This is a genomic window from Streptomyces sp. NPDC051822 (assembly GCF_044452745.1).
Classification (GTDB): Bacteria; Actinomycetota; Actinomycetes; order Streptomycetales; family Streptomycetaceae; genus Streptomyces.
Genome location: NZ_JBITBZ010000014.1, coordinates 134,602 through 158,808 on the forward strand (window position 1 = coordinate 134,602; position 24,207 = coordinate 158,808).

Sequence of the window (24,207 nt, forward strand, 5' to 3'; positions counted from 1 at the left end):
GGGCAGCCGTCCGCGCGGTTCAGAGGGAGGACGTCCCCCGCACGTGGCGCCGGGTGGACGGCGCTCGGCGGCCCGGGCTCAGAAGGCGTCCGCCTGGGACCCGGCCTCCTCGTCCGACCTGTCCATGATGTCGGAGGTGTCGTTGCCGGCTTCGACGACCGTGCCCAGCCGCTTGGTGACGTAGGAGAGCGTCTCGGTGAGGTTCTCGGTGGGCTTGTCGACCTGATCGTGGTACGTCGTGCCGATCTCGTCCTTGCCCGCGGACTCCTTGTTGATCCGGTTGATCTCCAGGATCGCCTTGCCGAGGTCGGTGAGACAGCGCTGGTAGTCGTCGTAGTGGGCGAACTTGCTCTTGAGGTCGCTCAGTACCCTCAGGTCGTCAGCCACTGAACTCCTCCTGCTTCCCGGTGGGGATACGGCTCTCGGCCTGCGTGACGAACTCCTCCTGCTTGGCGGCCTGTTCGGAGGCGCGGCGGGCGGCTGCCTCCTCCTCGGCGGCGAACTCCTGCTGCCGGGCCGCCTTCGCCTCCTCCTGGGCCTCCTCCAGGCCGAAGGACGGGGCCATCGCCCGCAGCGGCTTGAGGAGTTCGTCCATGTCGTCGGGCGTGCCGGCGAGGCCGGTCACGCTGCGCAGGTGTCCGCCGAAGTCCTGGAAGCCCTTGATGTGCTCGATGACGTGGCTGCCCATCTTGGCCCGCGCCTCGTTGAGAACGGCGGTCAGGGCCGCGCCCAGTTCGGCCGGTGCCATCGACTGGTAGGCCTTGGTGTGGAAGGTCATCGAGACCACCTGGCCCTGGGGGCCGACCGTGACCGACACCATGCGGTCCTTGGAGGTGACGGACGCGGTCGCCGCGTCCAGTTCGCGCTTGGCCGCGAGCATCCTGTCCCGCTGATCGTGCAGGGCCGACATCGCGTCCTTGAGGATGCCGTCGAAGTCGATGGCCATGGTCCGCCTTTCGTGCTGCTGGGATGGGTGGTGTCGGTGACGGGTGGACGTCAGCGTCCGATGACTCCGCTGACGGAGCCGGTGTCGGTGCCCCAGGTCTCCTCGTCCTCGGTCAGCCAGGTGGTGCGCTGCCGGTCGTTGCCCTGGTTGGGTCCGCCCGCGCCCGCTCCGGCGCCGGGACTCATCGGGGGCATCATCGGGGACTGCGGCATCTGTGCGCCGCCGCTTCCGGTGCCGCCACCTCCTGTCCCTCCGCTTCCGGTGCCGCCGCCCGACTGCCGGCCGTCGGGGGTCGCGGTGGCGGTGAGCGGCGGACCTTCCGGAGGGATGCCGAGCATGCGCGCGGCCCGCTCGCCAAGCCCCCCGGTGCCGGTGACGACCGAGGAGCCGCCCTTCAGCCGGGGACCGTCGCCGCTGCCGCCCGAACCGCCGCCGTCGAGGGTGAACCTGTTGCCGCCGCCGCGCGAGCCGTATCCGTCGAGGATCAGCTTGTTGTCTCCGCCCGAGCCGCCACCGCCGGTGGTGATCTTCCGTACGGGGGGCGAGTCGACGGCGTGTTCGGCGTTGGTGAGCAGCTGGTGCATGCGGCTGATCGGGTTGCCGTTCGCGTCGACGACGATGCCGTCCTTGAGGGTGGCTCCCTTGGGGAGGGCGTAGGGGTTGCCGTTGGAGTCGAGCAGCTGCTTGCCCTTGGCGTCGACCACGGTGCCGTCCGCGAGGACTTTCGCGCCTTCGGGAAGCCGGATGCGGTCGTAGTTGGAGCCCGGGAGTCCGCCCGTCTGGGTCTCGTCCTTGACGGGCGGCGTGCCCACCTTGCCGCCGGGGGGCGCGACGATCTGCTTGCCGCCCGTACCGAGGACCGGCTTGCCGTTGGCGTCGTAGACCTTGCCGTCCTTGCCGATGCGGGAGCCCGGAGGTACCAGGACGGGATTGCCGTCGCTGCCCATGACGGGCTTGCCGTTCTTGTCGAGCAGCGGGACCTTGCCACCGCCGCCCGTACCCGTACCCGGCCCCCCTCCCGGCGAACCGGGCGTGGTGGTGGGCACGGAGACCGGCGGGATCCTGGGGCCGTCGGGCAGGCCCGTCGGCTTCTTGTCACCGGGGTTGCCGGAGCCTCCTCCCTTGCCGCCCTTCAGATCGGGAAGGCCGCTGCCGCCCCCGCCGCCCCCGATCCCGCCCGGACCGCCGCTTCCGCCGCCCGGCAGGTCCTCGGTGCCCGGGCCCCCGCCGCCGCCGGCGCCGCCGGGCCCGGTGGGACCGCCCCCGCCCGGCAGGGTGAAGCTCGGCTGGTAGACGCCTTCCTCCAGGGCGGCCGCGAGCTTCAGGTAGCTGTTGTCCAGGGCGAGGACGTGGGTCGACGCGGCGGTGTCGAGGTCGGCGATCGTCTTGAGCCACTCGTTCTTCGCGTTCCGTTCGACCGTCCTGACCCAGTCGGGGGAACTGACGTCGTTCTTGAAGCCGTCGAGGATCTGGCCGAAGTCCGGAGTGGTCGTGGACGTGTAGCCGTTCCCGTAGCTCGGAGTGCCCGTCGTCCGCCAGGTGACGGTGAGTGTCGAGCCCGTCATGAGACGGTTGAACTCCGCCCGGAGCAGCGCCACCCCGTTCATGGCCGAGTACCCGGTCTCCGAATCGGGGGGCACCTTCTTGGCCCTCCACGCTTCGAATGCCCTGTACATCCCCCAGGAGGACGTCTCGAGCTGCGTCTTGGACTCACCCAGCAACTTCGAGATGTCCTGCGGGGTCTTGATGTCCAGCTTGACCTTGTTCATCTCCATGTGGATCACGTCGACGAACTTCTTGAACGCGCCGGCCGCGCTGCCCCGCCATTCGCTCCCCTCGGAGTCCATGTCGTTCCCCCAGCCCTTGATGAGCGGGAGCCATTCGTCGAGCCACGTGACCACCCCGTCCAGCTGGTCCTTCGCGTTGCCGAACGAGAAGGAGTTGACGATGTCCGTCTTCGCGGACGAGGTCCCGTTCACCAGGGGCAGCAGCGCTTTGTAGGGCTCGTTCAGGAACAGGTTGTACGGGGACTTGACGTCGTCGAAGTAGCCCTTCCAGTTGGCGCTGAAGCCGACCACGAACCGTGCCGACTGGCCGCCGTAGCTGGTGTCGAACGTCCAGTAGAAGTCGAAGATCTTGCTGTAGTCCTTGCTGAAGGCGACGTTCTTCTCGATGCGGAAGGTGCCGAAGTCGGACCAGTCCATCGAGCCCGGCCCGGCCACCGTCTCCCGGGTCGTCAAGGCCCCGGTCGTGTCCATGAAGACCTTGAGGCCTTCCTCCCAGGTCCACTTCTTTTCCGCCATGGTCGCGTCGAACTCCTGTCGGGTGGGTGACGGTCTACTTCTCGGGAGAGGGGGTGGACCCGCTGGACTGTTGGGCGTCCCGCTGGATCATGCCGAGGATCTCCCACATCTCGGTGACGTCGACGGCGTCGCCCGCCGCGTCGCCGAGGATCTCCTTGACGCTCCGCAGGTTGATGCTGCCGCTCTTGGTGACGCCCTGGAGTTTGTCGAGAGCGCCCTCCAGCTGCGTGCACACGGCGGCGAATCCCGCCTGCACACGGGCGGCGCTGTTCAACTGCTTGGGGTTGCCCGGCAGGATCTGGCCGAAGTCACCGTTGGGCTTTCCCGCCGACCAGTCGGGGAGCGCCAGCAGGACCGTGTCCGAGGTGAGTTCCAGGAGCAGTTCCTCGAACTTCGTCGCCTTCTCCAGCAGAACGTCTTCGGTGATCGAAGTGACGCTCTCGTCACCCTCGTTGTCGTCCGCCATGGGGCCTCTCCATTCCTGTTCCGGGCCGCGTACTGTCCGGCACGGAGAACGGAGCCCCCGCACGTGGAGGTTCACCCCGGCCCCGGAAGGCCGGAACCCGGCACGCCGACGGTGACGGCGTGCCGGGTCCCGGTGCGGGGCGCGGGTTCAGCGCTGGAACAGGAACGCGCTCTTGCGGTCCCCGCCCCGGATGATGCCGTGGGCGTCGGCCAGCAGGTCCGCGCCCTTGTTGAACTGCTGCGACAGGTTGGAGTCCAGGGAGTTCACGACCTGCTTGAACTCCGCGAACTCCTTGGCCGCCTCACCGGTGAACTCCGACCGGATGGCGTCGAGCCGCTGGACGACGGTCTCCACGGCCGAGCTCATGGTCGCGGCGACCTGCTTCATCTGGGCGTTCGCTTCCTCGAGCGCGCCGTGCTTGATGTCCATGTCCATTTCGCTCATGCGCGTTCCTTAGGTAAGAGGGGAGGAGGGAGAGACGGAGAGGGCGTACGCGATCACTTGCTGAGGACGTCGTAGACGTCGCCGCTCCACAGGTCCATGTTGGCGTCCGCCTCACCGGCGGTGTCCGTCATGACCTTGCTGGTGGTGCCGACCGCGTCCAGGAGGTCCTTGTACTCGGCCATCACCGTGCGGTAGCCGCGCTGCCAGTTCTCGATCTTCGCGATGAACTTGGTGCCCGCCGCGGACCGCATGCTCTGCGCGACCTGGTTCGCGATGTCCTCGGACTGCGTGTAGGCCCGCTCCATCGTCTGGAGGTGCGCCTCCAGTTCGTTGAGGGTCTGGGTCAGTACCGCTGATGAAATCTTGAGGTTGTCATTGGGAACGTCGGACACCTGATCTCCTTGGTCGTACGGTCGGTGGGCTTCCCGGCAGGGGGAACGGGCCGTTCACGGTGGGGGGTTCACCGGTCCATCGCACCGGCCCCGGGCGGCGGCGCGGACACCGTGCTCAGCTCCCCGAAACGCTCCCGGGGCACAGAGGGGCCGGCTGGTCGGCGGGCGCGTCGACCACCCCCGCCGTCATGAGCGCCGCCGGGTCGAGGTCCAGGCCCGAGGGCAGCATGGTCAGCAGCGTCGAGGGCACGCCCACCGGCGTCGCGCCCGCGTAGCCGAGGACCTTCGCCGCCTCCTGTGTCGGCAGCGGGTACTTCACGCCGTTGTCCGCGACCAGGTACGTCGCCCCGGCCGTGCCCGCCCCGGACAGCGCCCGCACCAGCGCGCCGCCCCCCGGCCGTACCGAGATCCGGTCGGCCGCGCCGCACGACGCCGTCACACCCGGCTGGGGCGTCACCGGCCGTCCCGCGACCGCCGACGCGTCGGCCACGGTCACCAGGGTGCGGGGCCCGCCCGCCGCCGAAGGCCGTACCGCCGTGCACACGCCCTGACCCGTCCCCGGCGCCACCAGCTCCGGCGGCGTCGTCGGAAGTCCCGTGTCCGGCAGGATCCCGGCCGGCGCCGGGTGGGCGGCCAGGTCCGCGGCGCCCACCACGACGGCGAGCGGCGGAGCCGCCGCGTACGCCTCCTTCTGGGTGCGCGGGTCACCGCGCAGCAGCTCGAACTGGGTGCGGCCGAGCGGCGCCAGGCCCTTCCGGGTCAGGACGTACGGCTCACCGGCCGGGCCCGTGAACAGCTGGCCGACCCGGGTCGGCCGCCCGGCCAGGTCGGGACCGGGCGTGCCCCGGCCCGCGAGGTCCGGCGCGGCCAGATCGGGCCCGGAGGGAAGGGAGTTGAGGTAGGACAGTGCCACCGGGAACGGCGTGGCCGTGCCGTAGCCGAGCGCCGTACCCGCGTCCTTGCCCAGCCGCAGCCGCTTCCCCTGCCACAGCACATGGCGAGTGCCGTCCGTGGCGATCACCAGCAGTCCCTGCTCGGGACCCAGTGCCTGGCCCGGGCCGGCGGAGCCGACGGCCAGCGAGACCACAGCTCCGGGCCTGCCCGACGCCGTGGCGACCACCAGTCCGCACACCAGCCAGTCGCCGTGGGACAGCGCGGACGCGGCCGGCAGCCCGTCCGGCGCGCCCACGATGCCCACCGGTCCGCCGCGCGGCGCCGACTTGAGCGAGTTCAGGCCGACCTGGGTGACGGTCATCTTCTCCCCGGCCACCAGCCGGGCGCTGGCCTGGTTGAGCACCGGCCGCAGCTCCCCGCCGACGAACAGGTACCGGGCGCCCGTCTCCTTGACCACCACCAGGGTCCCCGGCTTGGCCCAGCCCGTCGAACCGCCCGGTTTGATCGCCCCGTACAAGCCCATCACCAGGGCTATCAGGACAGCGATGAACAGCCCGGTGCGCACCCCGCGAGCGGTGCGCCGGGTGGGAAGGTCCAGGGAGTCGGGCTCGCCCCGCAGCATCCCGGCCCCGAGCCTGCTCATCACGAACAGGTGGGCCTGCACCTGGTCGCGCCTGGACTGCATGTGAACTCCTCGGAGGAAAGGTGTGGTGGGGTGCGAGATACGAGGTGAGGTCACCGGCCCCGCGCCGGAGTCCCGGCCCGGGGGCCGGGTCGCGGAATTCAGCCGGTGAGCCCGCGCACCCAGGCGAAGACCCCGGCCTCGGTCAGGGCCAGCGGCAGCATGCTCAGCGCGAGCAGGCTGTGCAGCAGGTCGGCGGCCCGACCCCAGTACGGCAGCATCCGCCGCCCCGGCACCGTCCACGAGACGATCGCGAGGGCCGCGGCGGTCGCCGTCAGCCCCGCCAGCAGGTACAGACGACCGGTGGGGCCCAGCGAGAGAGCCCACCCGGTCGTGAGCAGCGCGAGCCCGTACGCGCCGGGCAGGACCAGGGCCAGCCGCTGCCACCGGGAGCCCAGCTCACGGGCGTGCAGGATCAGCAGCAGCGACAGCGCGCAGCTCAGAGCCACGGGAGCCCAGCCGGGCGCGGGGGCCATCAGGGTGAGACAGGCGGCGCACAGGGCGCCCATCACTACGTGGAAGGCGGTCAGATAGCCGTCGGCCACGGCACTGCGGTCCACGACGTCCTGCGCCGGGTAGGGCTCGATGTCCTCCTGGAGCTCCTCGGCGGTGCGCGGCAACGCGGGCAGCCTCAGCCCCGAGAGCCGGAAGGCGAACCCGGGCAGGAACGTCCCGAGCGCCACCACCAGCACCGCCAGCGCCCCCGCCGTCTGCGGGGCCGTGAGTCCCGCGAGGGCGAGCGCTCCCGCCACCGCCGTGGCCACCGCGGTGATGAGCAGCCCGAGGAAGAGAGGCGCCGAACAGGCCACGGCGGCGAGCGCGAGGACCGAGGCGCTCGCGGCGGCCGAACCGCCCGCGAGCAGCCGGGCGGCCGTCAGGTCGCTGTCCCCGGACGGCAGCAGCGCCCCGGCCAGTGCCACATAGGGAACGGCCGCGGCGCCGAGCGCCGTACCGGCCCCCGCGTCCCCGACCGCCCGCGCGGCGCTCCCCGCGCCCAGGAGCAGGAGCACTCCGGTCACCGCCGCCGAGACCCCCCGCAGTGGCCCGATGTCCCCGGAGAGGGCCAGGAGGACCAGGCCGCCCGCCAGCGCGAGCAGCGCCAGGCCGAGAGTCAGGTGATGGGTGAGGGCGGGGTGCCACGTGTCGCCCCGCCGGTCGAGCCCGGCCGCCACACCGTCGATGATGTCGTCGAAATGGACCTCCGGCAGGGACTCGCGGCGCAGCCGCAGATAGAGACGCTCGCCGTCCCGCAGGCCCAGGGCCTCGGCCGTCCGCTCCTCGTCCAGGGGCTCCTCGCCGAGCCGCTGGAGCACCCAGCCGCCCGCCTCGACGGCCTCCTCGTCGAGGCCGTCCCCGGAGTAGCCGATGATCGTCGGCAACAGGTCTGCCAGGGGGACGTCGGCCGGTACGGAGAGTTCGACGACCTTGTGCGGCCCATGGAACCTCAACCGGCACAGCCCCGCCACCGCGCTACCGCTCACTGCCCGCGTGTCCTTCCTGCTGTCCCGCCGAGGCCGGAACGCCCTCGGCGGGCAGTGGAACGGACGCGCCCCGGTGCCGGGTTCAACCACGGCGAACCGGATGGCCGGCACAGGCCCCGGCACGACGGCGGGGGAGGGGCTGCGGGGCCGGCCGTCGCGACGAGGGCAGGCCAGGCGACGAGGGGCGGTGTGGCTACAGAGGGCGGGCCTGGCGACTGGGGCCGGCGTGGCGTCGAGTCGTTCGTACGGGCGACGGCGAACGGATCAGTCGTCCCCCCGCAGCGCCCGTACGAACGACTCGACGCCCTCCTCGCCGTGCCGTACGAGGAGCACGGCGACCAGACGGGTCACGGCCCGCCGTTCGCCCTCGCTCCAGGCGCCCGCCGACGGATGCTCGTCGACCACGAGCGCGCGGGCGATCAGCAGCGTCTCCCGCGGTGCCGGGACGGCGGGGGACACCGGGCCGAGCAGCCGAGCCAGAACCCGCGTCAACTCGGACGCGGTGGCCTCCGGCACGTCCAGCCCGGTCGCGGTCCCGGCGAGCGGGTCCGGGTCCTCAGGGCGGGTGTCCGGCAGCCAGTCGCGCAGCAGCGCCCGCACCTCGTCCGCCGTCGCGTCCTCGGCCTCGTCCTCGTACACCGCTCTCCCGCAGACACCGCCACGAAGGGCGTGCACGCACCGCCTCGCCCACCCCGCCGACGTCACCGGCACCCGGCCCGGCGGTCGTCCGTAGTCGCGCACGCTCTCCCACCGTTCGTCCGCCCCTGTTCCGACGGAGAGATCAACGCGTACCCCGCCCGTGGAGGTTCATCCGGGGCGCGGGCCACGGGGTTGAACCATCGGGCACCTTCCGCCCGTTCCCGACTGACGAGGAATCGGCACACAGTCGGCCGCCAGGTGTAAGGAGCGTTGTTCGTTGAGCGTGGTGCAAGTCAACCGCCCGCCGAGGCGGCCGGGCCCCGAGATGCCGGACGGCGAGATCCAGCTCCAGGAGCCGCCGGGCCTCCCGGAGAAGCAGAACGGCATGGGCAACATCATCACGATGGTGCCTATGGCGCTGTCCTCGCTCTCCATGGTGTTCATCTTCCTACGGCCCAACGGCGGCCTCATGACGTACATCGCCATGGGCACCATGGCCGTGTCCGCGATCGGCATGGTCGTCACCCAGATCATGCGCGGCAACGCCGACCGCAAGCAGGAGCTCACCGGCGAACGCCGCGACTACCTGCGCTACCTGTCGCAGATGCGGCGCCAGGTGCGCAAGGAGGTCCTCCGCCAGCAGGAGGCCCTGGCATGGCGGCACCCCGACCCGTCCGAGCTGCCCTCCCTGGTACGCACCTCGCGGCTGTGGGAACGACGCTCCTCACACCCGGACTTCAGCGACGTACGGATCGCGCGCGGCTCCCAGCGTCTCGCGGTGCGCCTCGCCCCGCTCGCCACCAAGCCGGTCGACGACCTCGAACCGCTCAGCGCCCACGCCCTGCGCCGCTTCATCCACGCGTACGGCGCCATCGCCGAGCAGCCCGTCGCCATCCACCTGCGCGGCTTCGCCCACGTCCTGATCCGGGGCGCCGACGAAGCCGGCCCCGGCAACGGGACGACCGAAGGCGGGACACCCGACGGCGGCGCGACGGCCTGCACCGACGACCGGCCCCGCGCCCTCGCCCGCGCCGTGCTCGCCCAGTTGGCCACGTTCCACGCGCCCGACGAACTGCGCGTCGCCGTGGTCGCCGCGCCCGACCGGCGTGCCCACTGGGAGTGGACCAAGTGGCTGCCGCACGCCCTGCACCCTGGGGAGACCGACGGCGCGGGGCCGCTCCGGCTCGTCGCCGGAACCATCGGCGAACTGGAGCAGCTGCTCGGCGAGGAGTTCGGCGCCCGGCCGCCCTACGAGCCCGACGCCACCCCGAGCCGTGACGAGCCCTACACGGTCATCGTGCTCGACGGGGCCACCTTCACCGCCCCCCACCGGGCCGCGCTCGGCGGCTACCGCAACGCCACCGTCCTCGACGTCGGCTCCGCGCTGGAGTGGAAGCACAGCAGACTCGTCCTCCGCCTGCGGATCACCGGGACCCCCGACGGCACCGACAGAACCCTGGAGATGGTCGGCGCCGACCGCAATCGGAAGGACCAGGTCACCACGCTCGGAGTCCCGGACGGCCTGACCCCCACCGCGGCCACCCGCCTGGCCGCGGCCATGGCCCCGTACCGGCTGGGCGACAGCGTCGACCAGGGCGAGCCACTGGCCACCGACTTCGACCTGACCAGCCTGCTCGGCATCCACGACCTGCACCGCTTCGACGTCAAGCAGCAGTGGTCGCAGCGCAACCAGTCCAACAAACTGCGCGTCCCGCTCGGCCTCGGCCCCGACGGCACACCCATCGACCTGGACATCAAGGAGTCCGCCCAGGGAGGCATGGGCCCGCACGGCATGCTCATCGGCGCCACCGGCTCCGGCAAGTCGGAGCTCCTGCGCACCCTCGTCCTCGCCCTGGCCCTGACCCACTCCTCGGAGATCCTCAACTTCGTCCTCGTCGACTTCAAGGGCGGCGCCACCTTCCTCGGCCTGGACCGTCTGCCCCACACCTCCGCCGTCATCACGAACCTCGCCGACGAGGCCGACCTGGTCGACCGCATGCGCGACGCGCTGCACGGCGAGATGATCCGCCGCCAGGAACTGCTCCGCGCGGCGGGCAACTACGCCTCCCTTCTGGAGTACGAGACCGCCCGCGCCGCAGGCACTCCGCTGGACCCGCTGCCCACGCTGTTCGTCGTCGTCGACGAGTTCTCCGAACTGCTCGCCGCACACCGCGACTTCATGGACCTCTTCGTCATGATCGGCCGACTCGGCCGCTCCCTCGGCGTCCACCTGCTGCTCGCCTCCCAGCGCCTCGACGAAGGACGCGTGCACCAGCTGGAATCCCATCTGTCGTACCGGATCGGCCTGCGCACCTTCTCCGCCATGGAGTCCCGGGGCGTCCTGGGCGTCCCCGACGCCTACCAGCTGCCCTCCCAGCCCGGCAACGGCTATCTGCGCAGCGACATCTCCACCCTCACCCGCTTCAAGGCCGCCTACGTCTCCGGGGCCTACCAGCCCAAACGCCGGCCGGCCGCCCAGCGCGCGGTCATCGAGGGCCAGGTCGTGGCCTTCGGCACCGACTACGTGGCCCCCCGCGTGCTGCCCTCCACCCCCGACACGGAGGAGGAGCCCGAGGCCGAGGAGACCGGCACGCTCCTCGACATCGCCGCCGAACGACTGACCGACGTCGGTCCCCCCGCCTACCAGGTGTGGCTGCCGCCGCTGGACGTCCCGCCGACACTGGACGAACTGCTGCCCCCGATCGGACCGCACCCGGAGCGCGGCTTCACCGTCGAGGGTGAGGCCAGCGGCACCCTCAAGGTTCCCGTCGGCGTCGTCGACCGGCCCTTCCAGCAGGTCCGCGACCTGCTCATGGCCGACCTGGCCGGAGCCGACGGACACATCGGCATCGCCGGAGCCCCGCAGTCCGGCAAGTCCACCCTGATCCGCACCATGATGACGGCACTCGCGCTCACCCACACCCCCGCCGAAGTGCAGTTCTACTGCCTGGACTTCGGTGGCGGAACCCTGTCGGGCCTGCGCGGCCTGCCCCACGTCGGCGGGGTCACCGGCCGCCACGACCCGGACCGCGTCACCCGTACGATCGCCGAGGTCAACGCGGTCATCACCCGCCGCGAGAAGTACTTCGCCGAACTCGGCATCGACTCCATCGCCACCTTCCGCCGCAAGAAGGCGGCCGGAGAGCTTCCCGACGACCCCCACGGAGACGTGTTCCTCGTCATCGACGGCTGGAACACGCTGCGCCAGGAGTTCATGGACCTGGTCCAGCCGCTGACCCTCATCTCGCAGCGGGGCCTCAACTACGGGGTTCACCTGCTCGTCGGCACCACCCGCTGGGGCGAGATCACCGGCGCCCTGCGCGACCAGCTCCAGACCCGGTTCGAACTGCGCCTGGGAGACGCCGTGGACTCGGTCGTCAACATGCGGGCGGCGGGCAAGGTGCCCAAGATCCCCGGCCGCGGACTCACCGCCGACCAGGCGCACTTCCTGTGCGCACTGCCCCGTATGGACGGCCTCGGCACCGCCCATGACCTCAGCGAGGGCGTCGCCGACCTCGTCGACGTCGTGGCCGACCACTGGACCGGGCCGCGCGCCCCCGAGGTCCGCATGCTCCCGTCCGTCCTCGACGCCGCGGAACTCCCCGCACCCCACGGCTCCCTGCGGATCCCGCTCGGCCTGGAGGAACACGACGTCCTGCCGCTGTGGCACGACTTCTCCCAGGACCCGCACCTGATCGTCGTCGGCGACAGCGAGACCGGCAAGACGAATCTCCTCAAGCACATCGCCACCCAGATCATGCGCGCCTACACACCCGACCAGGGCCGCCTGATGCTGGTCGACTTCCGCCGCGAGATGTACGAGACCGTGCCCGAGGAGTACCGGCTCGGCTACGCCGTCTCGGCCGACCCACTGCGCCAGATGATCACCGGCGCCGCCAAGGCGATCGCCAACCGCGTTCCGTCCGCCGACATCACCCCGGACCGGCTGCGGCTGCGCGACTGGTGGAGCGGCCCGGAACTCTTCGTACTCGTCGACGACTACGACCTGGTCCACGGCTCCCTGTCGGCCCATCCGTTCGCCGCCGTCCTCGACCACCTCGCCCAGGGCGCGGAGATCGGCCTGCACATCATCGTCGCCCGTTCCGCCAACGGAGCCGGACGAGGCCTGTCCGACCAGCTCCTGCGCAAGCTCCAGGACGTCAACACCCCGGCCGTCCTGCTGTCCTGCCCGCCCACCGAGGGCTACCTCTTCGGCGGTACGAAGCCCAAGGTGCTGCCCACCGGACGCGCACTGCACATCACCCGCCGTCGCACGGTGCAGCTCCAAACGCCGCTGCTCGCCCCCGACGGCCCGACCCCGCAGAACGGACACTCCGGATGACCACGTCCGCCCCCGCCACCGGATCGAGGGTGCGTCCCGTCGGCCCCCACCTCGTGATCACGTCCGAGGAGATGGCACCGGCCCTGACGGCAGCCCTCGGCGGTCTTCCCCCACTGCCCGGCGCGCTCCTGATCCTGGCCGCGGCACCGGACGCGGCCCCGGTGCTCCGCCGGAGCCTTCCGGACCTGGTGGCCCTCGCCGTGGAGCGCGGAGCGACAAGCCTGGTGCTGGCGGCCTCGGGCCTCGCCGCAACGGGCCCCGACGGCAGCCGTCCGGTCGAGGCTGTCGCGGCGACGGCGGACTTCACGGTGATCGCCCCGGACGGCGTGGTCAGCATCGAACCGGACGGCACGCTGCGGATCGCGGAGCCGGGAAGCTGGTGGAGCACGGAGCCGGGGGAACAGCCGCGCCGACTGGCGGCCGACTGGCCGCCGGCGGCTGGGGACGAGGCTCCGGGGCAGAGCGAGCGCGCGGAGCCCGGCCCCGGCCAGGGCGAGGGCCTCGGCCACGGCGGGAACCCCGACCCGAGTGAGGATCCCGACCAGGAAGAGCGTCGCGACGGGATTGAGGAACCTGACCAGGAAGAGCACCCTGACCGGATTGAGGAACCCGACCGGGACGAGCATCCCGATCGGGCGGAGGATCCGCTCCCGCCGCCCGCGCCCCCGGTCCCCATGGTGGCGGAGTCCCGGGCCGGTGCGCACGGGTTCGGTTCGGCGCCGGTGGAAGGGGCGGTACCGGTGATAGGCGCGGCACCGGCGGAGGACGAGAGCCGTTCCGTGCGGGGCGGGTTCTGGCTGGGGGACCTGCCCGAAGCGGCCGAGCAGCTGATCGGCGTCCACCCGGACACCTTCCTCCTGGGCGTCGGTTCACCTCGGCGGCCGTCGCTTCCCACCGCCGAACTCCTCGACCGCGTACCGGAGGCGGCGAAGGACGCGGCGGACCTGCTGCTGGCCGCACCGTGGGCCGCTCCGTCCGACCTGATCGCCATGGCCGTGGCCCTCGCGGAACATCTCGGCCGCACGGTACGCGTGGCCATCGGCCTCCCCGTACGCACGGCCGACGACCACGCCACCACGCTCCTCGACGAGCGGGCCGCACCCACCTGGCAGCCCCTGGTGCTCGAACTCGCCGCCTCGCCCGAGCACCGTCGCGTGGTCCCGTCCGCGTGGCTGCGACTGCCCGGACAGGACACACCGGCCCCTGCCGTGCACCGGAGCACGGACCTGGAGGACTGGCTACTGGAGTCCGTACCGGCGGGGCTCTGGCTGCGCCCGGCAGGACCCGCACCTGACCTCCGCCCCCGGACGCTGCGACCCGACCCCGTGCGCCCCGTCCTGGTCGTGGGCGACGGGTGCGTACGCATCGGACCCGAGGTCTGGGCGGCGCTTTCCGGGGTGTCGGCGATGCTGCCGGGCCTGGGCGCGACAGAGCCGCACGGACTGCTGGTCCACGGGAGCGAGGCCGAGGAGGCGGAAGGCAGGTCCCGAGCCACGGCGCTGGACCTGAACTGGCTGGATCCCCGGACGACCTGGCCCGCGCCCGAGGCCTTGTCGTCGCCGGAGGCCGGACCGGACCCCGAAGGCGCGCCGGAAGGCGGGCCCGAGCCGCGTCCCGGACCCGCCGCGCCTCGGGTGGTGCTCGGGCCGGGTGCCGGTACCCCGGAGCCGGATCCGCATGCGCCGGACCCGCACGTGCCGGAGACGACACCGCCGTCCGAGCGGGACCAGCAGCCCGAACCCGCCACCGCTCCGGTCGCACCGCCCGGCCCCGACGCCCCGGTGCGAGCGGCCCCGGTCCCGCCCCAGCCCGCCCGGCCGGCGCCGGCACCTGCCGCGCCCAGTGGCCCCGGGGACCGTGCGGCCCTCCGGGACCTCCTCGGTGAGCGGTACCACGTCCTCGCGGGCAGGACGGAACTTCTGGCCTCCCGGCTGCCGTCGCTGCGCTCCACGGCCCAGGACGACCTTAAGCCGGACATGGTCGCCATCGCGGTGTACCAGGCCGACACCCCCGACCCGGTGTCCCGGGCGGGACTCGCCGAGGCGGCTCGGGCAGCGGCACCGGGCCCCTTCACGCCGCTGCTGCGCTGCCTCAGCTCGGGCCTGCGCAGGCTGCCGGGTCACTACGGGGCCGTCATGCTCGCTGCCCCCGCCGAGACGGTGCCGCTGGACCGGTACGTGCCCGGCGCCGTCATCGTCGAGCCCGCCGCCGTGGCGGCCGTACCGGCCTGCGACGCGGAGCTGGAGGGCGCGGTCGAGTTCGGGATCTGGTCCACCACCGGCCGTCGTACGGCCGTCTTCCTCGGTACGGACGACGAACCGGAGGTGGTGTTCCCACCGGGCACGGCCTTCGCGGTCCTGGCCATGCACATCGCGGAGGACGACGCGTCCCCGATCCGGGTCCTGCTCCGCGAGGTATCGCCCGCGGAGGGGGTGGACAGCCGTGTCCGGGAGCGCGACGCCCAGGCCCGTGCACGCCTCGTCGACTGGTTCGAGCGCCGGGACATGCTGGAACCCCACGACCGCCGCCCCCTGCCCGACGCGTCGCGCTTTCACACGGCACCCGGTGCGGCCCTGGGATGAGCGACGGCTCGCGCCGAGGAGGCCGCTGGGCCGAGGCGAGGGAAGAGGACGGAGGAAGGCGACGCCGGTACCGAGGGGGACTCCACCATGCTCCGCGTGCGTCCCGCCCGCCGTCCCCGCGGGGATGGCCCCCGCTCGACCCCCGGCTGGCTCCGGCCGTTCCGCTGCTCCCCGCGCCCGCAGGGATGGTCCCTCGGTGATGCCCGGGACGAACTGCCAGTCGACAGAAAGCGGGGATGGCTGCCGCCCAACTACGGGCTGCGCGAACTGCGGGACCTGCGCTGAGAAGCGGTGAACCGCCCTAATCCTCTGCGACCTGCCGTGGTCACGCGTTCCGTTTGTCTGCCTGGCAGGCTCAGCAGCAAGCGATCGGGGGCGGTCGCGTGCGCTACCGTCAGTGATCGTCCCCTGCTTCGTTGAACGACCCATGGTCTGGGCTGGCTGGTTTCTCGCTGGGCCCCGGCCGGCACGAGATTTTCCCGTGCTGGTTCGGTGCTGACCTCAGGGGGCCATGGGGGAGGAAGCGCAGGTCGTAGTCGTGTCCCGATGAGTTGTCGTACCACTCGATGGTGGTCCCGACGAGACTGGCGGCGACGATCTTCTTGAGGGAGTCGGGTGGCGTCGGGGAGGGTGTTGCGGCGGCCATGTGCACCACTTCCAGGCAGGTACGGGGACGTTTCGGTGGCGTGCCGCGTGCGCCCGGCCTCCATGGCCTCCTGGTGCGACCCCGGCGACGGCCCCAGAGGGACGGGAGAGGGGCTGTTCGGGTTGCGCTGATCGGGCACGTTCTGGTCGAGCGGTGCTGACTCCCGTGCTGACTTGGCGCTGACTGAAAGCCCATGTCAGCACCCGTGCCGCCCCTCCCGTGCTGACTTGGTGCCGACCACGCAGCGTAGAACTCCGGCATCTGCGACAGACCGGGAGGCGAGAGAGGCCTGGATGACGACCGGCCGCTTCGGCGACGTCAAGGGCTGCGACGGCGACCGCCTGCCCGCCCCGGAGGTCCCGGCGACCCAGCTCTTCATGCCCTGACGACCAGGAGATCGCCCGACCGAGTCGGCAGACCCGAACTCGCGATAGCCAAGGTCGGTAGATCAAACGCTGGTTGGCGCACTCAGCGCACGAAGTACGTTACCGTGCCGTGGTTGTCGGGAGAGGTCAGGCCCCAGAGGATCAACCCCACGATGATCGCCAGCAGGATCAGCCCCGGCACGTTCTCGGGCCCCCAATCGACGGGCTGCCGAATCGGTGGGCCGGGTGTGGCGTCGTCGCGTGCAGTGTCGGAGTCGGCGCGCTGCCAGGGCGCGACCTCTGCCTCACCCCGGGCGATCCGCTCGGCCACGTGGCGCACGTCGGCCGCGTGGTACGTCGGTTCGCGGGTCAGGTCCGGGGAGGGCGCAGCCGAGGTACGTACGCTGTTGGCCCGCGCCACGGCCCTGATACTGCTCGGCCTGATCTGCGGCCACATCTCCCGGACTTCGGCCTTCGTCAGCCAGCCTTCCCCGTCCTCAAGGTCCTGCTCGTCCGCTGCCCCCATTCGAAGTCCGCCCCCTCGCTCGCCGATCACCCTTGGCTTGATACCCCGAGCTTGATACCCAGACCGCCGAGAGATCACCCGGCCGGGCAGTCACACTCGAACTCATGCCCACTGCGATCGGTAGAGATACGGCTTCTGAGAGCACGGCTCAAACGGCCTGGACGGCGGAGCCGGTTTCGCGTCCCTGCCCGAACGCGGTACGCACGGCGCCCCCATCGGCTGCACGCGCCGCCGTGCCCTGTTCACCAGACAAGCCCGCTTCATCGATCTCCGCTGCTGGAGCGATCTACAGCGCCGCCTGCGCCCGACCCACGCCCCCGACGTCGCGCACGCCCAGCGCTGGATCTTCCACACCCTGACCGGCTCGCCGCACCTCGCCCACCCGCCCCTCGCGCCGGCCCCCGGAGCGCAGCGCCAGCAGTACCAGCGCTTCCGCTGGCGGATCTCGCCGCCGAAGCCGCCCTGCACACCAAGGAGGCGTCAGAGGGAGGAAGAGCAAGGCGGCTGCCGCGGCAATCCAATGCCTGTACACGATCAGTGATGCAAGCCGACAGGCTCCTCCAGAGGTAACGGGTCCGGCTGTCGGGTCGTCGTCATGGCAACTTCTCGACGGGACCGAGCGGCTCGGCGCGACGCGGAAGTCCGGCCGCCCCATTCCGACGGTCGGGAGCGGACAGCTCTGAGAACGGGTCGAACGGGGCGCTCGCACCACGGCGTGACCGACGGAGACCTCAAGGGTCACCACGGCGAACATGCCGATCGGCCAGGAGAGGCATGCCGAAAGGGCGCCCACGCTGAACCGGTCGAGGACTCGTGTGTCGAGGGCTCGTGTGAAGGCTCAGGGCACGCACCCCTCGGGTCCGATCGCCCTGGCGATGACGTCACAGGCCATCAGGCCCGACGCGATGCGGGTGCGGGGTCACCACCCCGGAGGACCCTTCAGAGCACCCGTACGAGGTAACCGCTCCGCGGAGCCGTCGTTGACACGGGCATGCAGTCGCACGCACCCATTGCGGGCAGCGGTATATCCTCCGCCGCGCCCACCCGCCCCACCCTCAACGACGCCGAGGCCGCCCTCGTCGAGCACTACCCGCAGCTCGTCCGGCTGGCACACCTGATTCTCCCCCCTTCCCTCGGCAGGCACCGCCGTGTGCTCACCGCGCACGCGCTCGTGCAGAAGTCCTTCTCGGCGGCGCCTCTCTCGCGCTGGGGCCCGACCCCCGTCCCGACGGTTCACCAGCAGCGCGGAGAGCCGGGCCCGGTCCTCGCCTGGCTACGGCAACGCGTCGTGTCCGCCGCCCTGCGCGCGGCGGCCCGCCCCCCGTGGTCCCTCGGGTGGCACCCGCTCCCCGCGGTCCTCGGCCTGAGGCTCTTCCCGCGGGCCGGTGCCGACGACGAAGTCGCGCTGGAATACGCACTGGCCGCCGTGACCCCGGAGGTGCGGGCCGCCTTCGCCCTGCGTGTACTCGAAGGACTGGGCGCGCGACCCGCCGCCCTCCTTCTCGCCGCCGCGGGCGCCCCCGCCTCGGACGAGGCCGTCCGCGCCGCCGACCGCCTCCGCGCCGACCTCGGTGACGACGCCGAACTGCTGCTGCACGGCGCTGAGTTCGACCCGTGCACCGTGCAGGCGCGGCCGACGGACCTGCTGCGCCGCCGGCGCCGTACGCGCCTGATCACCCTCGCCGCCGTTGCCGCACTGCTCGCCGGGTCCACGGCCGCCGTGCTCGCCCCGCGGCCCGAGCAGGCGGCAGCCGTGCCGCCCGCCACAGCCCTCGCCGCCGCCTCCGCCCGCGCTTCCGACCCAGGGCTCCTGGTCCGTACCCCCGGGGAACTGTGGGCCGACACCGCGCGCGTCGACTTCACCGCGTGGCCCGCCCGTGGAGGGCGGACCGGCGACATGGCCCTGCTGTCCCGTGCCCTCGGCGCCTGGGCGCGGGGCACGGGTGCCCAGGCCGGGGTTAGGGTGACCGTCACGCCGGGGACGCCGACGACGCCACCCGCCGCCCCTGCCCGACTGCTCTTCGCCGGAAGGGTCGACGACTCGGCCGTCGTCCTCCTCCACGACGGCGGCCGGCTCGTCCGGTACACCGAGCCGATTGCGGGCCGGGGCGTGGTGCTCCTCGAACTTGCCCGGGTCGACGACGCGGACGTGACCACCGGCGCTGCCGTGGCGGTGAGCAGGTCACCGGGTGGCGCGCGGTTCCTGCTGGCCCCCTGGATCGACGAGAGCGCGGTGCGCGACCTCCTGAGGCCCGACGTGCCGTCCCGTCAGCTGGCCGTCTCGGAGCACGGCGTCACCGACCCCGTACCCGAGGCGATGGGCGACTGCCGCAGCGTTCCCGCGCTGCACGTGCGGTCGTCCACCCGGATCGTCGAGGACCACTCCTTCCTGCTGGTGGACCTCGGCGAGCTCGGCCCCGCGCACCTGACGTGGTCCCCGGCACCGGGGACGGGAGCCCCCGCGCGCCAGCCGCGCGAGGCGACGTCGGCCGCGGGGCTCGCCGCCTGGGCCCGTTCGGCCTGCACGCTGCCGGCCCTGCGGGGAACCGGCGTACAGGCCGTGAACCGGTGGGAGTTCGCCCAGCAGCCCCTGCCGGAGCGGGCCGGACGCGCCACCTGGACGTGCATCCGCGCGGAAGGCTGGGACGGGCGCGCCCGCGTGGCGGTGGCTTGGGAGGGGCCGGGTAGGAGCACCCGGCCGGCGCAGGTACGGGTGCCGGGCAGGGCGCCCGCGGACACGGCGGCGTGCAGTCGTTTCGGCCAGCACCTGCTGGCGGGGACATACTGGACGGCGCCCTCCGGGGCGCGCTACTTCCTCGCCGCGGGCAGCCGCGCGCTGACCGCTGTCACCGCTCGGGGACCCGTCTCGGCCACCGTACGCGGACCGATCCTGGCCGTCCGTACGAACGCGGGCGGCCAGGTCCGGCTGACGGGCACGGTGCCGGGTTCCGGTGAAGTTCGTGGCTGGGGGGAGGAGACGGGATCCGGGGGTTTCTGAGGCCGAAGTGCCGATGACGGACGCTTCGGCCACCCGGCGCCCGCCGGCCCGGGTGGTTGCCTCGGCCGGAGGCCTTGCGCGCCGCCCGCGGACCGACGCCCCCTGCAGGGGATCACTCACCGCGTCTCAGTTTTCCGTGCTGGTCAGGAGGGTGTCGCGGCGGCCACGTGCACCACTTCCAGGCAGGTATGGGGATGTTCCGGTGTCGCCACACTGACTGGAACCCCGTGTCAAAACCCGTTCCGCCTCCCGTGCACCGAAGGAGTGCAAGCCCTGTGTCAAGGGCGTAGTCCGATGCGGTTGAGGGTGATCGTGCTCAGGTCGGTGATGGCTTGCCGGTCCCCCTGCCGCCACGCGTCGGCCCATCCTCCTGGTGGGGCCGGGAGTTCGGCGAGTGCGCCCGGAGGGCCGGTGAGGGCGCGCAGGGCGAGCAGGTCTGCGCCTCCGGGAGTCCCCGCGAGGCGGCGCAGGGTGCTGCTGCGCCGGATCCAGAGCAGACGGGGCGGGAGCCACAGCAGCAGGACGAAGAGCACCGGGATGAGGATGAGGGCCGTCGTGATCACGTTGGCGACCTGGCCGACGGTCTCCTGGAACGACACTCCCGCGTCGGCGAAGCCGGAGCCGGCGCCGGCCGCGGACTGGAGCGGCTTCTTCAGGATGTCGCCGATGAAGGGCACGTCCGATGCCGCGTCTCCCGCGTTGCCGAGTTCTTCGGAGAGGCTGTTGCCGGCACTTTCGACCTTGCGTCCCGGTTCGGCCAGCAGCATGATCGTCTCGCGGACGGCGAAGGCCGCCCAGACGGCGGTGGCGATCAGCGCTACGGCGATCAGGTCCACGAGCACCTGACGGTTTCGGCGGGCGGGTGTCTGGGCGTAGAAGCGCAATCCAGGGCTCCTGTTCGGTTCCGGGCGTCGGGGAGGTCCGGCCGCGCCCGGGCCGACCGCCGTCGGAGTTCACTGTCCCACCGTGCCTCATAGCCCACACGTCGGACACGAGGCACGTCGGGAGTCCTGCGTCGACGTCCCGTCCCGCCTTCCGGCCGGGGTCCGCGGGCGGGGCCCGTGTCGCCGCGGATGAGGGTGTCCTCGTCCCGGGCGAGCTCGATGGGCTGGGAGCGGGATTCCCGCGCGTGGCGCCTGCCCGGGTACAACGAGGCCTCCGGTGACAGTCGTCGCGGAGGCCTTCGCTGCCCGCGGTCGCAGGAAGGCGGCCATCTGGTCGCCCTTGGTGTCCTTGTCGCACACCAGCAGGGAGAGCAGGGCCGCGACGGCCGCGCTGATCAGGAATCTGGAGGGCCCCTGACGCCCTACCCGGTGCGGGAGACGTCAGCCGCCGGCCCGGTCGGCGGCGACCGGGAAGGCCCCGGGTCAGCTGCCGCTCGTTCCGGCGCTGCACGATGGACTCGACGATCTCGCCGCTGCCTGAGGGAGTTGGGTGGCGTCGGGGAGGGTGTCGCGGCGGCCATGTGCACCACTTCCAGGCAGGAACGGGGACGTTCCGGTGTCGCCACACCGTAGGAAGTCGCAGGTCGGGGGCGGATGTGGTGGGACACCATAGTTCGGCCCGCTCGTGTGCACCCGGCCTCCATGGCCTGCTGGTCCGACCCCGCTGAAGGCCTGGGGAAGGCCTGGGAGGGGCTGTCCGGGTTGCCTTGCGCGGGGCATGTCTTGGTGGCGCGGTGCTGGCTCCCGTGCTGACCCGGTGCTGACTACGATGCGCTGAACTCGGACGTCTGCGACAGTCCGGGTTGCGGGCCGGCAGTGACGCGACGGCGGTGAGCTGCAGCACCATCGAAGAGCCCCCCGGCCGGCAATCGCGCCGTACCCTTTCCGCCCTGGTCGTGTCAGCGGGCGATGCCGTGGGTCTGGGGGACCGAGGCGGGGCGGGCGCGGGAGAGTCTCGCGGCGGTCCCGCGGGCGTTCTCGAAGGCCACCACCGGGTTGCCGTCCTTCCGCCAGGGCGGGGCGCCGCACCACGGTCCGATCTGGCGGAACTGCTCCAGGGCGCCCGCGTACAGCATCGACCTCAGCATGTGGTGGGCCAGCAGGTGCCGCAGGAGCGGCAGACGCTCGTCGTCCGGTGGGACCTGTTCGAACGAGGCGGCGACCCGCTTGAGCGTGTTCCTGGACAGCGGGGTGACGGGAGCGGTGCCGAAGGTGGACCGGTTGGTGAGTTCGTCGAGCGCGTGCAGGTAGATCCCGGCGAGCGGGCTGCCGGACGGAGCCTTGCGCACCGCCTGGCGCGCGAACCGCAGCATGCGCCGGTCGCTGCCGAACCACTTGGCGCACCAGTACTGGAGCGCCTGCCAGTGTCCCTCGTAGTGGTGCGGCGCGCGGGCGACGAGCCCGTCCCAGAGTGGCCTGAACGCAGCCCGAGGGTACTGCGCACCTCGAGACGCGGTGATCATGACGACCCATGGGCCCGGGTTCGCGGGGTCGAGCAGCGCTGCCTTCCGGGCTTCCTCGATGGCGGCCGGGAGCAGTGCCTTGAAGCGCTCCATGTCCGAGGTCATGACCTCGTGGGCGTACCCGCTGCCCCGGATCGCCCACGCGCGGTGGACCATCAGGCTCGCGTTGAGGGTCGCGGCGTCGCAGTCGTCCGGCTCGGCGGTACGCCAGGCGTCGAGCCAGGCATCGTCCTCCTCGGCGACGTGCTGGAGGAGAGCGAGCCTGGTCCAGCGCTCGTCCCAGTCCTCGCCCGCTTCGCCGACGTACCGCGCTGGGGTCTCCCAGTTCCCCTGCCGGGCGGCGTCGACCACGGCCTGCCGCTCCCGCTGACGGTGCGCCGCCGGGGAAGGGCCGGGGCGTCGGGAGTCGAGTGCCTCGCGCGGAGGAAGGCCGTGATCGGTGGCGACGAAGTGATCCGCGACCCAGGTGGTCGCGCGGCGGGGGCCGATCTGGATGCGGTAGAGCCCCACGAGAAGCACTGCGAGCAAGGCTCCGAGGAAAAGTGTCACGGCGTGAGATCATTCCCGACCCGGTCACTCTCCGCAATACTTCCGGCCAACGGAAAGGTGAGGTCAGCGGCGGATCGGCCGACCGCCCTCCCCGGCCGGCGAGCGCACGGTGACCGTGTGCGAGCGCGTCACGCTGCCCGGGCTCCCCTCCTCCCACGGCCCGCGCTCCGCCCGCGGCCCGCGCTTCCGCCGCCTGCCACCAGGGCGGCAGCCCGAGCTGGGGCGCGCCTCGCGGACGTCCGGAATGACGGCTTCAGCACACCCCTCGGAGCGCCAAAACAGGTGTGCGATTGTCGGCCGCGCGTGATAGTCACTACACCCACGGGCGGGACGATCATCAACCACCCGTGCGCTACAGCAAGGGGTGGGGAAATGGCGTTGCTCCGGGACTTGGGGAACACGCTGGGACGATGGACGGGCAGGCCCGTCGCGCGCGTCGACAAGGACTCCGGTGATCCGGACGCTCGGCGTGTCCGCGAGGCAGCCGAGGCCGGGGACTGGGCGACCGTACGGGACGTGCTCGACGCGCGGCCCGAGAGCGAGGACCGTACGGGCCTCCTGTGGGCCGTCGGTGACGTCGCCGGCGCGGAACGGTGGATCGCCGACGTCGTGGCGGCGGAGCCCCAGGCCCCGTTGCCGCGACTCGTGGCGGCCGTCCGCCACATCAGCTGGGCGTGGGAGGCCAGGACCGGCGCCCGTGCCTCGCACGTGTCCCGCGAGCAGTTCCAGCTCTTCCACGACCGGCTGGCCACGGCCGAGACCTGGCTCTACGAGGTCGCCGAGCGCAGACCCGGCTGGACCTCGCCCTGGTATGCCCTCCAGGTCACCGGCCGAGGACTCCAGGTCGAGCGGGACGTGGCACGGCGTCGCTTCGAGGCGGCCGTGCGCCGTGACCCCCGCCACCTGGGCGCGCACCAGCAGCGGTTGCAACAGGTCTGCGAGAAGTGGGGCGGCTCCCACGAGGAGATGCACGCGTTCGCCCGTGCGTCGGCGTTCGCCGCGCCCGGGGGGACGCTCCTCGGTCAGCTGATCGCGGTCGCGCACCTGGAGCACTGGCTCGCCCTCGACTCCGGCCCCGACTCCCGCTACATCGGGCGCCCCGAGGTGGTCGCCTCGCTCGGCGAGGCCGCAGACCACTCGATCCGCCACCCGGACTTCGTACGGGGACGCGGCTGGCTCCAGGTCTACAACACCTTCGCCATGGCGTTCGCGCTGGCAGGCGACGTCGCCTCCGCGCGAGAGTGCTTCCGGGCCACGGAGGGGCGGGTCACCGAGTTCCCCTGGAACTACCTCAACGGCTCCGACCCGGCGAAGGCGTACAAGGAGTACCGCGCCTACGCCGGAGGCTGACCGGACCCGGACCGGCACGGACCTCAGGACTGGCACGGACCGGTACAGAGGCCGGGTGCGGCGGATCTCCGCCCGCCCACGGCCCGTTGTCCGGAAGCCCGGGGCCCGTCCACGGACCCTCGCTACGCACGCCGTTCGGGGACGATGCTCCCGCCCGGCGCACCGGTCGCGTCCGGCTCCATCCACGGGCCGAGT

At 72.2% G+C, this 24,207-nt stretch carries 16 protein-coding genes; 4 read left to right on the plus strand and 12 right to left on the minus strand.

Features of this window, described 5'->3' with window-relative positions:
* Positions 1 to 78: 78 nt before the first annotated feature.
* The 9 genes from ACIA8N_RS32695 to ACIA8N_RS32735 all read right to left on the minus strand — a co-directional run bounded on the left by ACIA8N_RS32695 (position 79) and on the right by ACIA8N_RS32735 (position 8,247).
* Positions 79 to 387, minus strand: a complete 309-nt coding sequence (locus ACIA8N_RS32695; protein WP_365781161.1) for a hypothetical protein — start codon at positions 385 to 387, stop codon at positions 79 to 81.
* Positions 380 to 946, minus strand: coding sequence for a YbaB/EbfC family nucleoid-associated protein (locus ACIA8N_RS32700; RefSeq protein ID WP_365781162.1), 567 nt, complete (start codon positions 944 to 946; stop codon positions 380 to 382). The genes ACIA8N_RS32695 and ACIA8N_RS32700 overlap by 8 nt, the downstream gene beginning before the upstream one ends.
* 50 nt (positions 947 to 996) lie before the next feature.
* Positions 997 to 3,249: a hypothetical protein gene (locus ACIA8N_RS32705; protein WP_365781163.1), complete on the minus strand. Its 2,253-nt coding sequence runs from the start codon at positions 3,247 to 3,249 to the stop codon at positions 997 to 999.
* Between the two features lie 34 nt (positions 3,250 to 3,283).
* Positions 3,284 to 3,715, minus strand: coding sequence for a hypothetical protein (locus tag ACIA8N_RS32710; protein ID WP_327165027.1), 432 nt, complete (start codon positions 3,713 to 3,715; stop codon positions 3,284 to 3,286).
* Positions 3,716 to 3,862: 147 nt separating this feature from the next.
* Positions 3,863 to 4,159 (minus strand): WXG100 family type VII secretion target, encoded by a 297-nt coding sequence (locus ACIA8N_RS32715; protein ID WP_159043144.1) that lies wholly within the window; start codon positions 4,157 to 4,159, stop codon positions 3,863 to 3,865.
* 53 nt (positions 4,160 to 4,212) lie between these two features.
* A complete protein-coding gene (locus ACIA8N_RS32720) occupies positions 4,213 to 4,551 on the minus strand; it encodes a hypothetical protein (RefSeq protein ID WP_365781164.1) in 339 nt (112 codons plus the stop codon).
* Positions 4,552 to 4,666: 115 nt separating this feature from the next.
* Positions 4,667 to 6,130 carry a type VII secretion protein EccB gene (gene eccB / locus ACIA8N_RS32725; RefSeq protein ID WP_365781165.1) on the minus strand — a complete coding sequence of 488 codons (1,464 nt, stop codon included), beginning with the start codon at positions 6,128 to 6,130 and terminating at the stop codon, positions 4,667 to 4,669.
* A 98-nt stretch (positions 6,131 to 6,228) separates the two neighbouring features.
* Entirely contained in the window at positions 6,229 to 7,608 is a 1,380-nt protein-coding gene (eccD, locus tag ACIA8N_RS32730) for a type VII secretion integral membrane protein EccD (protein WP_365781166.1), read from the minus strand.
* Positions 7,609 to 7,872: 264 nt separating this feature from the next.
* Positions 7,873 to 8,247, minus strand: coding sequence for a hypothetical protein (locus ACIA8N_RS32735; protein WP_365781167.1), 375 nt, complete (start codon positions 8,245 to 8,247; stop codon positions 7,873 to 7,875).
* A gap of 277 nt (positions 8,248 to 8,524) precedes the next feature.
* On the opposite strand from ACIA8N_RS32735, the gene eccCa reads away from it, so the two are divergent.
* Together eccCa and ACIA8N_RS32745 are read left to right on the plus strand one after the other, a co-directional pair.
* Positions 8,525 to 12,589 (plus strand): type VII secretion protein EccCa, encoded by a 4,065-nt coding sequence (gene eccCa, locus ACIA8N_RS32740; RefSeq protein WP_399416856.1) that lies wholly within the window; start codon positions 8,525 to 8,527, stop codon positions 12,587 to 12,589.
* Complete coding sequence (locus ACIA8N_RS32745; RefSeq protein ID WP_365781168.1) at positions 12,586 to 15,171, plus strand: hypothetical protein; 2,586 nt, start codon at positions 12,586 to 12,588, stop codon at positions 15,169 to 15,171. Before eccCa ends, ACIA8N_RS32745 begins: the two co-directional genes overlap by 4 nt.
* 1,114 nt (positions 15,172 to 16,285) lie before the next feature.
* On the opposite strand, the gene ACIA8N_RS32750 is transcribed toward ACIA8N_RS32745, so the two are convergent.
* Positions 16,286 to 16,738 carry a hypothetical protein gene (locus ACIA8N_RS32750; protein ID WP_365781169.1) on the minus strand — a complete coding sequence of 151 codons (453 nt, stop codon included), beginning with the start codon at positions 16,736 to 16,738 and terminating at the stop codon, positions 16,286 to 16,288.
* 961 nt (positions 16,739 to 17,699) lie between these two features.
* Here ACIA8N_RS32750 and ACIA8N_RS32755 point away from each other — a divergent pair.
* A complete protein-coding gene (locus ACIA8N_RS32755) occupies positions 17,700 to 19,706 on the plus strand; it encodes a hypothetical protein (protein ID WP_365781170.1) in 2,007 nt (668 codons plus the stop codon).
* Positions 19,707 to 19,984: 278 nt separating this feature from the next.
* Here the strand turns inward: ACIA8N_RS32755 and ACIA8N_RS32760 are convergent, their stop codons facing one another.
* Together ACIA8N_RS32760 and ACIA8N_RS32765 are read right to left on the minus strand one after the other, a co-directional pair.
* Complete coding sequence (locus ACIA8N_RS32760; protein ID WP_365781171.1) at positions 19,985 to 20,590, minus strand: hypothetical protein; 606 nt, start codon at positions 20,588 to 20,590, stop codon at positions 19,985 to 19,987.
* Positions 20,591 to 21,549: 959 nt separating this feature from the next.
* Positions 21,550 to 22,632 (minus strand): hypothetical protein, encoded by a 1,083-nt coding sequence (locus ACIA8N_RS32765; RefSeq protein WP_365781217.1) that lies wholly within the window; start codon positions 22,630 to 22,632, stop codon positions 21,550 to 21,552.
* A gap of 420 nt (positions 22,633 to 23,052) precedes the next feature.
* Here ACIA8N_RS32765 and ACIA8N_RS32770 point away from each other — a divergent pair, with 420 nt between their 5' ends.
* Positions 23,053 to 24,012 (plus strand): hypothetical protein, encoded by a 960-nt coding sequence (locus tag ACIA8N_RS32770; protein WP_365781172.1) that lies wholly within the window; start codon positions 23,053 to 23,055, stop codon positions 24,010 to 24,012.
* Positions 24,013 to 24,207: the final 195 nt, after the last annotated feature.

Coding starts and splice junctions, on each gene's coding strand:
- eccB (WP_365781165.1), bottom strand. CDS start 6,130: ATGCAGTCCAGGCGCGACCAGGTGCAGGCCCACCTGTTCGTGATGAGC.
- ACIA8N_RS32745 (WP_365781168.1), top strand. CDS start 12,586: ATGACCACGTCCGCCCCCGCCACCGGATCGAGGGTGCGTCCCGTCGGC.
- ACIA8N_RS32700 (WP_365781162.1), bottom strand. CDS start 946: ATGGCCATCGACTTCGACGGCATCCTCAAGGACGCGATGTCGGCCCTG.
- ACIA8N_RS32710 (WP_327165027.1), bottom strand. CDS start 3,715: ATGGCGGACGACAACGAGGGTGACGAGAGCGTCACTTCGATCACCGAA.
- ACIA8N_RS32715 (WP_159043144.1), bottom strand. CDS start 4,159: ATGAGCGAAATGGACATGGACATCAAGCACGGCGCGCTCGAGGAAGCG.
- ACIA8N_RS32755 (WP_365781170.1), top strand. CDS start 17,700: ATGCAGTCGCACGCACCCATTGCGGGCAGCGGTATATCCTCCGCCGCG.
- ACIA8N_RS32705 (WP_365781163.1), bottom strand. CDS start 3,249: ATGGCGGAAAAGAAGTGGACCTGGGAGGAAGGCCTCAAGGTCTTCATG.